The sequence below is a fragment of the Janthinobacterium sp. GW456P genome (assembly GCF_002127655.1).
Lineage (GTDB): Bacteria > Pseudomonadota > Gammaproteobacteria > Burkholderiales > Burkholderiaceae_D > Janthinobacterium.
The window spans coordinates 14,435-28,062 of record NZ_NEHB01000015.1; the positions used below are offsets into that span (position 1 = coordinate 14,435).

Sequence of the window (13,628 nt, forward strand, 5' to 3'; positions counted from 1 at the left end):
CTTTTATTCTCATGAAAGGCTACAATTGCTGCGATTGAACCATAAAAAGCCGACCTTCGCCATGCGCCGTTCCCAGACTCCCCCGCCGCCCCGCTCGCCAGCTTCCGCCAGCCACAGCGATTTCGCCACCATCAAGACCTTGCTGCCGTATCTCTGGGTCTACAAATGGCGAGTATTGCTGGCGCTGCTATGCCTGGTGGGCGCCAAGCTCGCCAACGTGGGCGTGCCCCTGATCCTGAAAAAACTCGTCGACGCCATGACGATCACGGCGGCCCATCCGCAAGCGCTGCTGGTATTGCCGGTGGGCTTGCTGGTGGCATATGGTTTGCTGCGTCTGTCGACCACTTTGTTTACGGAATTGCGCGAATTCCTGTTTGCCAGGGTCACGCAGCGCGCCGTGCGCACCATCGCGCTGCAAGTGTTCCGCCACCTGCATGCCTTGTCCCTGCGTTTCCATTTGAACCGGCAGACGGGCGGCATGACGCGCGATATCGAACGGGGCACGCGCAGCGTGGGTTCGCTCATTTCCTACACCCTGTTCAACATCCTGCCGACCCTGGTGGAAATCACCCTGGTGCTCGGCTACCTGGTCTTGCATTACGACATCTGGTTCACCGTGATCACGGCGGTGGCGCTGGTGTCGTACATCACGTTTACCGTGCTGGTGACGAACTGGCGCACGCATTTCCGCCGCACCATGAACGACCTCGATTCGAAGGCGAATACCAAGGCCATCGATTCGTTGATCAACTATGAAACCGTGAAATATTTCGGCAACGAGGATTATGAAGCGCAGCGCTACGACGAAGGCTTGCAGCGCTATGAATCGGCGGCCGTGAAATCGCAGACCTCGCTGTCCCTGCTCAATACGGGCCAGTCGCTGATCATCGCCACGGCCGTGACATTAATTCTCTGGCGCGCCACGGTGGGCGTGATCGCCGGCACGATGACCCTGGGCGACCTGGTGCTGGTGAACGCCTTCATGATCCAGCTGTATATCCCCCTCAATTTCCTGGGCGTCATTTACCGCGAAATCAAGCAAAGCCTGGCCGACATGGAGCGATTGTTTTCCCTGCTGAACGAGAACCGCGAAATCGCCGATACGCCGGACGCCAAGCCGCTCGTCACGCGGGGCGCGGCCGTGCGTTTCGAGCACGTGGATTTCAGCTATGAAGCCAAGCGGCAAATCCTGTTCGACGTGGATTTCCAGATTCCTGCCGGCACCACGACGGCCGTGGTGGGCCATAGCGGCTCGGGCAAGTCGACCTTGTCGCGCCTGCTGTTCCGCTTCTATGAAGTCGATGGGGGCGGCATCACCATCGATGGCCAGGACTTGCGCGCCGTCACGCAGGATTCCCTGCGCGCCGCCATCGGCATCGTGCCGCAGGATACGGTGCTGTTCAATGACAGCATCGAATACAACATCGCCTATGGCAAGCCGGGCGCCAGCAAGGAAGCCATCGTGGCGGCGGCCAAAGCCGCATCGATCCATGATTTTATTGAAAGCTTGCCAGATGGTTACAGCTCCATGGTGGGCGAGCGGGGCTTGAAACTGTCGGGCGGCGAAAAGCAGCGTGTGGCGATTGCCCGTACCTTGCTGAAAGACCCGGCCATCCTGATCTTCGATGAAGCCACGTCGGCACTCGACTCCAAGGCCGAACAGGCGATCCAGTCGCAGCTGAAAGAGATTGCCAAAAACCGCACCACTTTGGTGATTGCGCACCGTCTGTCGACGGTAGCCGACGCCCAGCAAATCCTCGTGCTCGACCATGGCCGCATCGTCGAGCGGGGCACGCATCCGCAATTGCTGGCGCTCGATGGCCTGTACGCGCAGATGTGGCAACGCCAGCAGGCGCATAGGGACGATGAGGCGGAAGAGGACGAGTTGGCGGGGCTGGCGCCAGCAAAATAAATCGGGAATGGGGAATCAGTAGGAAAAATGCTACAGCCGGGCTCCTTCCGGCGTGCGTATGGCGCCTATTTGAGGGCAATCGCAGAAAACGGCTGGTCGGGCGCTGAAAATGAAATAAAATTAATTCCATTGGTGGCGTCTGCACCACAGTTGTTTCGTTCGGAATCGATCCCGTTTGTCCGCCCAGGAGAATTTATGAAATTGACCAAAATCATCGCCACGCTGCTCAGCGTCGGCGTCATCAGCAGCATGTCGCCAGTCCAGGCTCAGGAATTGACCGGCACCTTGGCCAAGATCAAGAAAGCCGGTTCCGTCACCCTCGGCGTGCGCGACGGCTCCGTGCCCTTCTCCTATCTCGATGACAAGCAGCAATACCAAGGTTATTCGATCGACCTGTGCATGAAAGTCGTCACGGCCCTGCAAAAGCACCTGGGCCTGAGCGAACTGAAAGTGGTGATGAGCCCGGTCACCTCGGCCAACCGCATCCCGCTGATGGCCAACGGCACCATCGACCTCGAATGCGGCTCGACGACGAACAATCTGGAGCGCCAGCAGCAGGTGGCATTCGCCCCGACCATGTTCGTCATCGGCAACCGCGTGCTGTCGAAAAAATCCTCGAACATCAAGACCCTGGAAGACTTGCGCGGCAAGACCCTGGTCGCCACGGCCGGCACGTCGACCATCAAACAGATGACGATTTTGAACAAGGAAAAGAACCTGGGCATGACGATTGCCGTCGGCAAGGATCATCCCGAGTCGTTCCTGATGCTGGAAACGGGCCGCGCGGTGGCCGAAGCCAACGACGACATTTTGCTGGCGTCGCAAGTGGCCAACTCGAAGAACCCGAACGACTACGAAATCACCAAGGAAGCGCTGTCGGTCGAGCCGTACGGCATCATGCTGCGCAAGGGCGACCCGGCCTTCAAGAAAGTGGTCGACGATGCGCTGATCCGCCTGTACAAGAGCGACGACATCAACCGCATCTATGCGAAATGGTTTACCTCGCCGATCCCGCCGAAAAACATCAACCTGAAATTCCCCATGCCGCCGCAATTGAAGGCCGTGTTTGCCAATCCGACCGACTCCGGTGACCCGGCTGCGTATGCGGCCGTGCCTGAAGCGCAGAAGACGTCGGACAAGCGGAAAAAGTAAAGATTGCGTAACAAACCGGGAGGCGCAAGCCTCCCGATTTATTTGCGGGACGGGTGGCCGGCTGGCCGCTGTCCTCGAGCTGCATGCGAAGGATGATCATGAATTACAACTGGAATTGGCGCATCTTCTGGGAGATTTCTCCCGATGGCGTGGGCACGTATATGGACACCTTGTGGTCCGGCCTGGTCTGGACCCTGGCCACGGCCGGTGCGGCCTGGATCATGGCATTGATATTGGGCCTGGTGGTCGGCACCATCCGCACCTTGCCGAACAAATGGCTGGTGGGCGTGGCCAATGCCTACGTTGAACTGTTCCGCAACGTGCCGCTGCTGGTGCAGATGTTCCTCTGGTATTTCGTCATGCCGGAACTGCTGCCGCCTGACCTGGGCACCTGGGTCAAGTCGCTGCCGAACGCACCGTTCGTCACGGCCGTGCTGTGCCTGGGCTTTTTCACCTCCTCGCGCGTGGCCGTGCAGGTGACGACGGGCATTGAGGCGCTGCCGCGCGGGCAGAAACTGGCCGGCACGGCACTGGGCCTGACCCTGCCGCAAACCTACCGTTTCATTTTGCTGCCGATGGCCGCGCGCGTCATCCTGCCGCCGCTGACCAGCGAATTTTTGAACATCATCAAGAACAGTTCCGTGGCGCTGACCATCGGCCTGATCGAACTGACGGCCAGCGCGCGCGCCATCCAGGAGTTTTCCTTCCAGGTATTCGAGGCGTTTTCGGCCGCCACCATCATCTACATCGTCGTCAACCTGCTGGTCGTGGTGCTGATGCACCTGATCGAGAAAAAGGTCGCCATCCCCGGCTTCATCGTCGCCGGCGCCAAGACGGGAGGGCACTGATATGTTCGGTAATTTCGACTTCGACGTCATTTCGCGCTCGTGGGTTTACCTGTTCCAGACCGGCATGGTGTTTACCCTGAAACTGACGGCGCTGGCCATGGTGGGCGGCATCGTGCTGGGTACCCTGCTGGCGCTGATGCGCCTGTCCGGCAACCGCCTCATCTCGGGCGTGGCGTCGAGCTACGTCAACCTGATACGCTCGATCCCGCTGGTGCTGGTGATCTTCTGGTTCTACTTCCTGGTGCCGTATATCGCCGCCTGGATCATCGGCGCCAACGAACCTGTGAAAGTGGGCGCGTTTTCTTCCGCGCTGATCACCTTCATCATGTTCGAGGCGGCCTACTATTGCGAGATCATGCGCAGCGGCATACAGTCGATTCCGCGCGGCCAGGTGTGGGCGGGACAGGCTCTGGGCATGAACTACCGGCAAACCATGGGCAATATCGTGCTGCCGCAAGCGTTCCGCAACATGATCCCCGTGCTGCTGACGCAAACCATCGTGCTGTTCCAGGACGTGTCGCTCGTGTACGTGCTGTCGATTCCCGATTTTGTCGGCGCCGCATCAAAGATCGCGCAGCGCGACGGCCGCCTGGTGGAGATGTACGTGTTTGTCGCCGTCGTGTATTTCGTGCTGTGCTATGCCTTGTCGTTCCTGGTAAAACGCCTGCAGAAACGCGTCGCCATCATTCGCTAACCGTAAAAGAAAGAACAAGATGATTGAACTCAATAACGTCAGCAAATGGTATGGCCAGTTCCAGGTACTGACCGATTGCACCACCAATGTCGCCAAGGGCGACGTGATGGTCATTTGCGGCCCGTCCGGCTCCGGCAAGTCGACCCTGATCAAGACCGTCAACGGCCTGGAACCGATCCAGCAGGGGCAGATCATCGTCGACGGCATCACCGTCAACGATCCGAAAACGAATCTGTCGAAACTGCGCGCGCGCATCGGCATGGTGTTCCAGAATTTTGAGCTGTTCCCGCATCTGTCGATCCGCGAAAACCTGACCATCGGCCAGATCAAGGTGCTGGGCCGCAGCGCCGACGAAGCCAATGCCAAGGGCTTGAAATACCTGGACCGCGTGGGCCTGCTGTCGCAGCAGGACAAGTTCCCCGGCCAGCTGTCGGGCGGCCAGCAGCAGCGCGTGGCGATCGCCCGCGCGCTGTCGATGGACCCGATCGCCATGCTGTTCGACGAGCCGACATCGGCGCTCGACCCGGAGATGATCAACGAAGTGCTCGACGTGATGGTGGGCCTGGCGCAGGAAGGCATGACGATGATGGTCGTCACGCACGAAATGGGTTTTGCCCGGCGCGTGGCGAACCGCATCGTCTTCATGGACCAGGGCAAGATCATCGAGGATTGCAGCAAGGATGACTTCTTCAATACGACGCGCTCGGACCGCGCGCGCGATTTCCTCGCCAAGATCATCCATTAATTTTCCATCACTTTGACGTTGAGTACGAATGCCTGACATGAAACACATCACCGGCGCCATGCTGGCGCTGGGCCTGCTGGCTCATGCCCATGCGGCCGACAAGATCGCCGTCGACATCGCCCTGCGCGACGCCAGCGTGATCGACGTGGCCGCCGGCCGCGCCGTCAAGGGCCAGACCGTGCTGCTCAAGGGCGACAGCATCGTCGCCGTCGTCGATGACGCGCAGCTGCGCAGCTACGCGCCGAAGCGCACCATCCGCCTGCCCGGCAAATATCTGATGCCGGGTCTGTGGGATACGCACGTGCATTTCGGCGGCGGCCCCGAGCTGATCGACGAGAACAAGCAACTGCTGCCCTTGTACCTGGCGCATGGCATCACCACGGTGCGCGACTGTTCGGGCGACTTGCCCGACACGGTGCTGGCATGGCGCCGGCAGATCAACGCGGGCCAGCTGCAAGGTCCGACCATCTTCACCTCCGGCGCCAAGCTCGAAGGCATCAAGCCGCTGTGGAAGGGCACCATCGAAGTGGGCACGCCGCAGGAAGTCACGCGCGCGCTCGATGGCCTGCAGGCGCAGCAAGTGGACTTCGTGAAGATCACGGAAAACACCCTGAAGCCGGAGCTGTACCTGGAAGCCTTGCACCAGGCGCGCGAACGGGGCATGCGCACCTCGGGCCATATCCCGGTGCAGCTGACATTGGCGCAGATGGCCGATGCTGGCCTGGGCACGATCGAACATCAATCGTATCTGCTGCGCGCCACCACGCCGCGCGAACAGGAACTGACGGCCATGGTGGCCGCCGGCGCGATGACGGGCAAGGAAGCCATGCGCGAAAGCCTGCAAAGCTACGACGAGCCGACGGCGCGCAAGGCCTTCAGCTACCTGGCCGCGCGCGGCACGGCCATCGTGCCCACCCTGTGGGGTTCGCGCGTGACGGCTTACCTGGACCGAGAAGACCATACGCACGATCCTGCCCTGCAGTACATCGGCAAGGGCTTGCGCGCCACCTACGACTGGCGCGTGCAGCGCGCCGCCAAGGATGGACCGGAAGCGATCGCCCAGCGCCACGCGCAGTTCGAGCAATCGGCAAAGCTGCTGCCGATTCTGCGGCAGCAGGGCGTGAGCATCATCGCCGGCACCGATGCGGGTTTCTTGAACTCCTTCGACTATCCGGGCCAGGCCCTGCACGATGAAATCGGCCTGTACGTGCAGTACGGCCTGACGCCGCAGCAAGCCTTGCAGTCGGCCGTCATCAACGGCCCCCGATTCCTGGGCAAGCTGGAGCGCTACGGCAGCGTGGCGGCTGGCAAGGCGGCCGATTTGCTGGTGCTTGACGCGAACCCGCTGCAGGACATCGGCGCCACGCGCCAGATCCGCCTGGTGGTCAGCCGTGGCCGCGTGTACGACCGCGCCGCGCTGGACCGGATGCTGGCCGAGATCCGCGCCTGGGTGGCGCAGCAGGAAACGGTGCCGGCCAAGTCCTGATGCTCTTCGTTCTTTTAGTTAAAACGGCCGGGTGATACCGGCCGTTTTGCCGTCTGCCAGCCAGCATGCGCGGGCTCTCCCGGCGGGCGGGACGGTCCTGCGGCTGGTAAAATGGCGCTATCCGCAATGACCGCCTGAGAGCAGCCGCCATGTCCACACTCGATCACACCCCAGATTCCATCACCATCACCCGTCCAGACGACTGGCATTTGCACCTGCGCGACGGCGCCGTCATGGCCAGCGTCCTGCCGCACAGTGCACGCCAGTTCGGCCGCGCCATCGTCATGCCGAACCTCAAACCCCCGGTCACCACCACGGCCGATGCCGCGGCCTACCGCGAGCGCATCCTGGCCGCCGTGCCGGAAGGCGTGAACTTCGATCCGCTGATGGTGCTGTACCTGACGAACAACACCTCGCCCGATGAAATCCGCCGCGCGCAGGACAGCGGCATCGTGCAGGCCGTGAAACTCTATCCGGCCGGCGCCACCACCAATTCCGACCTGGGCGTGACGGATTTGAAGAATTGCTACAAGGTGCTCGAAGTGATGCAGGAAGTGGGCATGCCCTTCCTCGTGCACGGCGAAGTGACGGATCCGGAAATCGACATTTTCGACCGCGAAGCCGTCTTCATCGAGCGCGTGATGCGTCCGCTGCGCAGCGCCTTCCCGGCCCTGTCCGTCGTGTTCGAACACATCACCACCAAGGATGCGGCGCAGTACGTGGCCGAAGCGGAAGGCCCGATCGCCGCCACCATCACGGCACACCATCTGCTGTACAACCGCAACGAGATTTTCAAGGGCGGCATCCGCCCCCATTACTACTGCCTGCCCATCCTCAAGCGCGAAGAGCACCGCCTGGCGCTGATGACGGCGGCCGCCAGCGGTGACGAGCGCTTCTTCCTCGGCACCGACTCGGCGCCGCACGCGCAAGGCGCCAAGGAAATGGCTTGCGGCTGCGCCGGTTGCTACACGGCCCTGCATGCGATGGAAATGTATGCGGAAGCGTTCGAACGGGCCGGCGCGCTCGATAAACTGGAAGCGTTCGCCAGCTTCCACGGCCCCGCCTTCTACGGCGTGCCGCGCAACACGGATACCATCACCCTGCGCCGCGAAAGCTGGACCTTGCCGGCCTCGCTGCCACTGGGCGACAGCCACGTGATTCCGCTCAACGCGGGCGAGCAGATCAACTGGAAAATGGTCTAAGCGTTCATGCTGCCATCGATAGACTGGACCCGCCCCTGGTTTGCCACGGTGCTGCCGGCGCGACGGCAGCTGGACCTGCAGCGCGACACGGTGATCGCCGCGCTGAACGGACGGGCGCGGATGCTGGACTTGCGCAATCCATCCGGCCTGCCGCTGGCCTTCGTGCCGCAGGCGGACCTGCCCGAAGGCGTGGCCTACGAAGAGTTCATCGGCGCCACGGGCGGCGTGCCCACGCGCGACAACCTGCACGATTTTTTCAATGCGCTCGTGTGGCTGACCTTCCCCCGCATCAAGCGGCAATTGAATGCGCTGCAGGCGGCGCAGATCGGCCTGTCCGGCGTCGGCAAATCGCGCGGCCCGGCACGCGACGGCGCGACGATTTTTGACGAAAATTCCGCCTTGCTGGTGCTGCGCGACAGCGACGCGGGACGCGCGCTGGAAACGGCACTGCGCGGGCATGACTGGCGCAGCGCCTTTATCGCGCAGCGCGAGAAATTTGGCGCGGGCGGCGACGCCGAAGTCTGGCTGTTCGGCCACGCGCTGATGGAAAAACTGGTGGCGCCGCGCAAGGCCATCACCGCGCATACGCGCGTGATCTTCGCCGGCGACGCCTACTTTGCGCTCGACGACGCGGCGCGCCGCGCCTGGCTCGACGAGCGGGTGGCGCAGGACCTGGCGCAGCAAGGCCTCACCACGGCCGACTTCACGCCGCTGCCGGTGCTCGGTTTGCCCGGCTGGTGTGAAGGCCAGGACGACGATTTTTACAATGACGCGGCGGTGTTCCGCCCGAAGCGCAAGGTGGCTGGCGCAGAAAGAGATCAATAGATGGAAAATACCGTCCGCTGGGGCATCCTCGGCACCGGCAAGATCGCGCGCGCGATGGCCAATGGCCTGCGCGATGCACCGGGCGCGCAGCTGGTGGCGGTCGCCTCGCGCAGCGGCGCCGGCGCGCAAGCCTTCGGCACCGAATTCGGCATCGAGCGTTGTCACGGCTCCTACCAGGCGCTGGCGGACGATCCCGGCGTGGACGTGATCTACATCGCCACGCCGCACACCCTGCATGCGGAAAATGCCCTGATGTGCCTGGCCGCCGGCAAGCACGTCGTGTGCGAAAAACCGTTCACGATGAACGCGCGCGAAGCGCAGGCCGTGGCCGACCTGGCGCGCGATAAAAAGCTGTTTTTGATGGAAGCCATGTGGAGCCGCTTTCTGCCCGCCGTGCAGGAAGCCAAACGCATCATCGCCAGCGGCGAGATCGGCGTGCTGCGGCAGGTACAGGCCGATATCGGTTTTGTCGCCCACTTCCCGCCCGAGCACCGCATCTTCAATCCCGAACTCGGCGGCGGAGCACTGCTCGACGTGGGCATCTATCCGCTGTCGATGGCGGCCTTCTTCCTCGGCCCGGTATCGCAGGTGCAGGCGCTGGCCGAGATGGGCGCCACCGGCGTCGATGAACAGGTGGTGTTCTCGCTGCTGCACGCGGGCGGAGGCACCTCGTCCTGCGCCTGCAGCCTGCGCGCGCAGACGCCGACGGAAATGACCATTTCCGGCAGCCTGGGCCGCATCCGCCTGCCCAGCCGTTTTTACAAGCCCGACCACCTGATCGTCGAAGCGATGGATGGCACAAGCCGCGTCGTCGCCGCGCCGCATCTGGGCAATGGCTACGCGCACGAGGCGATCGAAGCGATGCGCTGCATCCGCGCCGGCCTGCTGGAAAGCCCCGTCATGCCGCACGCCGACAGCGTGGCGCTGATGCACAACCTCGACACCATGCGCGGCCAGATCGGCCTCGTCTACCAAGCCGACCAGGCGAGAACAGGAACCCCATGACATTGCCCTCATCGCGTCCCAGCCTGAAAACCGTCCTCATCGCCAGCGGCGTCGTCCTGACCCTGGCGATGGGCGTGCGCCACGGCCTGGGCTTCTGGATGCAGCCGATCTCGCAAGCCAACGGCTGGACGCGCGAAACGTATTCGCTGGCGCTGGCCATGCAAAACCTGATGTGGGGCGTCTTCGGTCCGTTCGCCGGCATGGCGGCCGACCGTTTCGGCACCATGCGCGTCGTCATCGTCGGCGCTATTAGCTACATGGCCGGCCTGGTGTGGATGGCGCTCGTGACGCAGCCCACCCTGTTCATTGTCGGTTCCGGCATCTTCATCGGCCTGGCGCTGGCCTGCACGGCTTTTGGCGCCATCAGCGGCATCATCGGCCGCAGCGCGCCGCCCGAGCAGCGCTCGTGGGCCTTCGGCATTTCGTCGGCGGCAGGCTCGTTCGGCCAGTTCCTGATGATGCCGGTGGAGCAGCAGCTGATCTCCGCCGTGGGCTGGCAAAACGCCTTTTATGTGCTGGCCGCGCTGGTGCTGCTGGCGATGATCCCGATGGCCTTCTACCTGCGCGAGCCGCCCGTCTCGCACGCCAGCGGTCCGCAGCAAAGCGTGGGCGCCGCCTTCAGCGAGGCGATTGCCAGCCGTTCGTTCTGGCTGCTGCTGGCCGGGTATTTTGTGTGCGGCTTCCAGCTGGTGTTCATCGGCGTGCACCTGCCGGCCTACCTGAAGGACCAGGGCCTGATGAATCCGAACGTCGCCGTCACGGCGCTGGCCCTGATCGGCCTGTTCAACATCGTCGGCTCCTACTATGCGGGCAAACTCGGCGGCAAGATCGCCAAGCGCTATCTGCTGTCGGCCATCTACGTGACGCGCGCCGTGGTCATCACCGTGTTCCTGCTGGCGCCCTTGTCGGCGTGGTCGGTGTACCTGTTCGCCGCCGGCATGGGCGTGCTGTGGCTGTCGACCGTGCCGCTGACGAACGGCATCATCGCCGGGATCTTCGGCGTCAAGCACCTGTCGATGCTGGCCGGGATGGTGTTCTTCTCGCACCAGGTGGGCAGTTTCCTCGGGGCGTGGCTGGGCGGCTACCTGTACGAGCACCAGGGCAGTTACCACGTCGTGTGGATGATCACCATTGGCCTGGGCTTGCTGGCCGCGCTGATCAACCTGCCCATCGACGAGCGCGCCGTCAAGCGCGTGGCGGTGGCCGCGTAATGGCTCACTGGCGCACATGGCTGTGGCGCCTGGCCGGCGCCGCGCTGCTGGCTCTCGTCTTCCTGGCCTACCTGCGGCCCGATTTCATGCTCGACCTGGCGAACCGCTTCTGGATGTGCATGTAGGCTGCGCGGGCGCAAAGACGTTGGCGAAAAATGGGATTAGCCTCGAAGTCGGATTACGCTACGCCTCGGCGGCCCCGCTAATCCGACCTACCTGACCTACCGTTTGCGTCCGTGTGTCTGTGCATAGGTCGGATTAGCGCGCAGCGCGTAATCCGACAGCACCTAGAAGCCAGCAATACCGGATTTACACCTTCAAAAATTCCTCTTTCCCACCCAGCCAGCGCGCCAGGTGCGCTTCCACGGTGGTGGCGGCGGCCGTTGTGGTGGCGTGCAGCAGGTCGTGTGCCACGTCGCGCGCCTGGTCGACCAGCCATTGGTCCGTTTCCAGGTCGGCGAAGCGCAGCATGGCCTGGCCCGACTGGCGCGCGCCGAGGAATTCCCCGGGACCACGGATTTCCAGGTCGCGGCGGGCGATTTCAAAACCGTCGGTCGTCTCGCGCATGGTCATCAGGCGCTGGCGCGCCACGCCGCCCAGGGGGCCTTGATACAGCAGCAGGCAGACGCTGGCCGCCGAGCCGCGGCCCACGCGGCCGCGCAGCTGGTGCAGCTGCGACAGGCCGAAACGCTCGGCGTGCTCGATCACCATCAGCGAAGCATTCGGCACGTCGACGCCCACCTCGATGACGGTGGTGGCCACCAGCACGTGGATATGGCCGGCGATGAAAGCGTCCATCACTTCCTGCTTTTCCGCCGGCTTCAAGCGGCCGTGCACGAGGCCCACCTGCAGCGCGGGCAGGGCTTCGGCCAGCATCATGTAGGTGTCGGTGGCCGTCTGCAGCTGCAGCGCTTCCGATTCCTCGATCAGCGGGCAGACCCAGTACACCTGCCGGCCTTCCAGCGCGGCCGCGTAGACGCGGGCGATGACTTCGTCGCGCCGGTTCTGGTCGATGGCGCGCGTGACGATGGGGCTGCGGCCGGGCGGCAGCTCGTCGATCACGGACACTTCCAGGTCGGCGTAATACGTCATGGCCAGGGTGCGCGGGATCGGCGTGGCCGACATCATCAGCTGGTGCGGCACGGCCGCGCTGTCGCCCTTGTTGCGCAGGGTCAGGCGCTGGCCCACGCCGAAGCGGTGCTGCTCGTCGACGATCACCAGGCCCAGCTTGGCAAACAGCACGTTATCCTGGATCAGCGCATGCGTGCCGATCACCAGCTGCGCTTCGCCCGATTCGATCAGGGCCAGCGCCGCCGTCTTTTCCTTTTTCTTCAGGCTGCCCGTCAGCCACGCTACCTTCACACCCAGCGGCTCCATCCAGGCGGCGATCTTGCGGAAGTGCTGCTCGGCCAGAATCTCCGTGGGCGCCATCAGCGCGGCCTGGTAGCCGCTGTCGATGGCCTGCGTGGCGGACAACGCCGCCACCACCGTCTTGCCGCTGCCGACGTCGCCTTGCAGCAGGCGCTGCATCGGATACGGCTGGCGCAGGTCGGCGCGGATTTCCTCGAGCACGCGCGCCTGCGCGCCCGTCAGCTTGAAGGGCAGGGCGGCGCCGAAGGCGTTCGACAAGGTGCCGACGACGGGCAAGGAGGCGGCGCCCTTCGAGCGGCGCGCGCGCTGGGCGCGTTTGAGCGACAGCTGCTGCGCCAGCAGTTCATCGAACTTCATGCGCACCCAGGCCGGGTGCGAGCGGTCCATCAGCGCGCTTTCATCGATGTCCTGCGGCGGATAGTGCAGCAGGTGCACGGCGGCGCGGAACGGCGACAGCTGCATCTGGCGCAGCAGTGGCTCCGGCAAGGTGTCTTGCCAGTCGATGCGGCGCATGGCGTCGGCGATCTCGCGCCGCAGCACGTGCTGCGACAGGCCTTCGCCGGACGGGTACACGGGCGTCAGGGCCGTGGGCAGCGGCGCGCCCTCGTTGACCACCTTATACGTCGGGTGCACCATCTCGGCGCCGAAAAAGCCGTGTTTGAGCTCGGCGCGCGCGCGTACCCGCGTGCCCTCGGCCAGCTGCTTGACCTGGCTGCCATAGAAATTCATGAAGCGCAGCAGCAAATTGCCCGTTTCGTCGGCGATCGTCACCAGCAGCTGCTTGCGCGGCTTGAAATTGACCTCGCACTTGGTGACGATCCCCTCGACCTGCCACGACTCGCCGCCGCGCTGGCAGGCGTCGCGTATCGTGTAGACCTTGGTTTCGTCCTCGTAGCGCATCGGCAGGTGCAGCACCAGATCCATATCCGTGCGCAAGCCCAGCTTGGCCAGCCGGCTTTCCGTGCTGACCACCTTTTTGACGGCTTTCGGCTTCGCAGGGGGCTTGGGCGCGGGGGGAAGATCGGGCTTTGGATCAGGCATATGGGAAGTTTTGGTGCCGCTAGCGTAAAATAGAGGGTTGTCCGGCACACCCTGTGCGTACCGCAGTCGTAAATTGTTGCGGCGGATTATTGTAATGCCTGTATAGGCGCACAGTATAGTGCCAGATGTTCCATTG

Annotated in this window: 12 protein-coding genes; 11 read left to right on the forward strand and 1 reads right to left on the reverse strand. The window is 63.4% G+C overall.

The features are described from left to right. The first annotated feature begins 61 nt into the window (after nucleotides 1-61). From CBW66_RS15605 to CBW66_RS29700, 11 genes are all read left to right on the forward strand, one after another. Nucleotides 62-1,912 carry an ABC transporter ATP-binding protein/permease gene (locus CBW66_RS15605; protein ID WP_086138725.1) on the forward strand — a complete coding sequence of 617 codons (1,851 nt, stop codon included), beginning with the start codon at nucleotides 62-64 and terminating at the stop codon, nucleotides 1,910-1,912. A 195-nt stretch (nucleotides 1,913-2,107) separates the two neighbouring features. After that, entirely contained in the window at nucleotides 2,108-3,064 is a 957-nt protein-coding gene (locus CBW66_RS15610) for an amino acid ABC transporter substrate-binding protein (RefSeq protein WP_086138645.1), read from the forward strand. A gap of 98 nt (nucleotides 3,065-3,162) precedes the next feature. Further along, nucleotides 3,163-3,912: an amino acid ABC transporter permease gene (locus CBW66_RS15615; protein ID WP_086138726.1), complete on the forward strand. Its 750-nt coding sequence runs from the start codon at nucleotides 3,163-3,165 to the stop codon at nucleotides 3,910-3,912. A gap of 1 nt (nucleotide 3,913) precedes the next feature. Then, the gene (locus CBW66_RS15620) at nucleotides 3,914-4,606 is read left to right on the forward strand and encodes an amino acid ABC transporter permease (RefSeq protein WP_086138646.1); all 693 of its coding nucleotides are present in this window, start codon (nucleotides 3,914-3,916) and stop codon (nucleotides 4,604-4,606) included. A 19-nt stretch (nucleotides 4,607-4,625) separates the two neighbouring features. After that, nucleotides 4,626-5,351, forward strand: a complete 726-nt coding sequence (locus CBW66_RS15625) for an amino acid ABC transporter ATP-binding protein (protein WP_076571831.1) — start codon at nucleotides 4,626-4,628, stop codon at nucleotides 5,349-5,351. Nucleotides 5,352-5,388: 37 nt separating this feature from the next. Beyond that, on the forward strand, nucleotides 5,389-6,837 hold the full coding sequence (locus CBW66_RS15630) for an amidohydrolase family protein (RefSeq protein ID WP_230492333.1): 1,449 nt from the start codon (nucleotides 5,389-5,391) through the stop codon (nucleotides 6,835-6,837). 149 nt (nucleotides 6,838-6,986) lie between these two features. Continuing rightward, complete coding sequence (gene pyrC / locus CBW66_RS15635; protein WP_086138648.1) at nucleotides 6,987-8,039, forward strand: dihydroorotase; 1,053 nt, start codon at nucleotides 6,987-6,989, stop codon at nucleotides 8,037-8,039. Nucleotides 8,040-8,045: 6 nt separating this feature from the next. Continuing rightward, complete coding sequence (locus tag CBW66_RS15640; protein ID WP_086138649.1) at nucleotides 8,046-8,864, forward strand: DUF3025 domain-containing protein; 819 nt, start codon at nucleotides 8,046-8,048, stop codon at nucleotides 8,862-8,864. Continuing rightward, nucleotides 8,865-9,869 (forward strand): Gfo/Idh/MocA family protein, encoded by a 1,005-nt coding sequence (locus CBW66_RS15645; RefSeq protein ID WP_086138650.1) that lies wholly within the window; start codon nucleotides 8,865-8,867, stop codon nucleotides 9,867-9,869. It abuts the gene before it with no gap. After that, on the forward strand, nucleotides 9,866-11,080 hold the full coding sequence (locus CBW66_RS15650; RefSeq protein ID WP_086138651.1) for an MFS transporter: 1,215 nt from the start codon (nucleotides 9,866-9,868) through the stop codon (nucleotides 11,078-11,080). Before CBW66_RS15645 ends, CBW66_RS15650 begins: the two co-directional genes overlap by 4 nt. Continuing rightward, nucleotides 11,080-11,205, forward strand: a complete 126-nt coding sequence (locus CBW66_RS29700) for a hypothetical protein (RefSeq protein ID WP_268992786.1) — start codon at nucleotides 11,080-11,082, stop codon at nucleotides 11,203-11,205. Before CBW66_RS15650 ends, CBW66_RS29700 begins: the two co-directional genes overlap by 1 nt. A 184-nt stretch (nucleotides 11,206-11,389) precedes the next feature. Here CBW66_RS29700 and recG read toward each other — a convergent pair whose 3' ends face one another. Beyond that, the gene (gene recG, locus CBW66_RS15655) at nucleotides 11,390-13,492 is read right to left on the reverse strand and encodes an ATP-dependent DNA helicase RecG (RefSeq protein ID WP_086138652.1); all 2,103 of its coding nucleotides are present in this window, start codon (nucleotides 13,490-13,492) and stop codon (nucleotides 11,390-11,392) included. Nucleotides 13,493-13,628: the final 136 nt, after the last annotated feature.

What these genes read in the sequence shown, in the direction of transcription:
- CBW66_RS15605 (WP_086138725.1), top strand. Translation starts at nt 62, where the DNA reads ATGCGCCGTTCCCAGACTCCCCCGCCGCCCCGCTCGCCAGCTTCCGCC.
- CBW66_RS15610 (WP_086138645.1), top strand. Translation starts at nt 2,108, where the DNA reads ATGAAATTGACCAAAATCATCGCCACGCTGCTCAGCGTCGGCGTCATC.
- CBW66_RS15615 (WP_086138726.1), top strand. Translation starts at nt 3,163, where the DNA reads ATGAATTACAACTGGAATTGGCGCATCTTCTGGGAGATTTCTCCCGAT.
- CBW66_RS15620 (WP_086138646.1), top strand. Translation starts at nt 3,914, where the DNA reads ATGTTCGGTAATTTCGACTTCGACGTCATTTCGCGCTCGTGGGTTTAC.
- CBW66_RS15625 (WP_076571831.1), top strand. Translation starts at nt 4,626, where the DNA reads ATGATTGAACTCAATAACGTCAGCAAATGGTATGGCCAGTTCCAGGTA.
- CBW66_RS15630 (WP_230492333.1), top strand. Translation starts at nt 5,389, where the DNA reads ATGAAACACATCACCGGCGCCATGCTGGCGCTGGGCCTGCTGGCTCAT.
- pyrC (WP_086138648.1), top strand. Translation starts at nt 6,987, where the DNA reads ATGTCCACACTCGATCACACCCCAGATTCCATCACCATCACCCGTCCA.
- CBW66_RS15640 (WP_086138649.1), top strand. Translation starts at nt 8,046, where the DNA reads ATGCTGCCATCGATAGACTGGACCCGCCCCTGGTTTGCCACGGTGCTG.
- CBW66_RS15645 (WP_086138650.1), top strand. Translation starts at nt 8,865, where the DNA reads ATGGAAAATACCGTCCGCTGGGGCATCCTCGGCACCGGCAAGATCGCG.
- CBW66_RS15650 (WP_086138651.1), top strand. Translation starts at nt 9,866, where the DNA reads ATGACATTGCCCTCATCGCGTCCCAGCCTGAAAACCGTCCTCATCGCC.
- CBW66_RS29700 (WP_268992786.1), top strand. Translation starts at nt 11,080, where the DNA reads ATGGCTCACTGGCGCACATGGCTGTGGCGCCTGGCCGGCGCCGCGCTG.
- recG (WP_086138652.1), bottom strand. Translation starts at nt 13,492, where the DNA reads ATGCCTGATCCAAAGCCCGATCTTCCCCCCGCGCCCAAGCCCCCTGCG.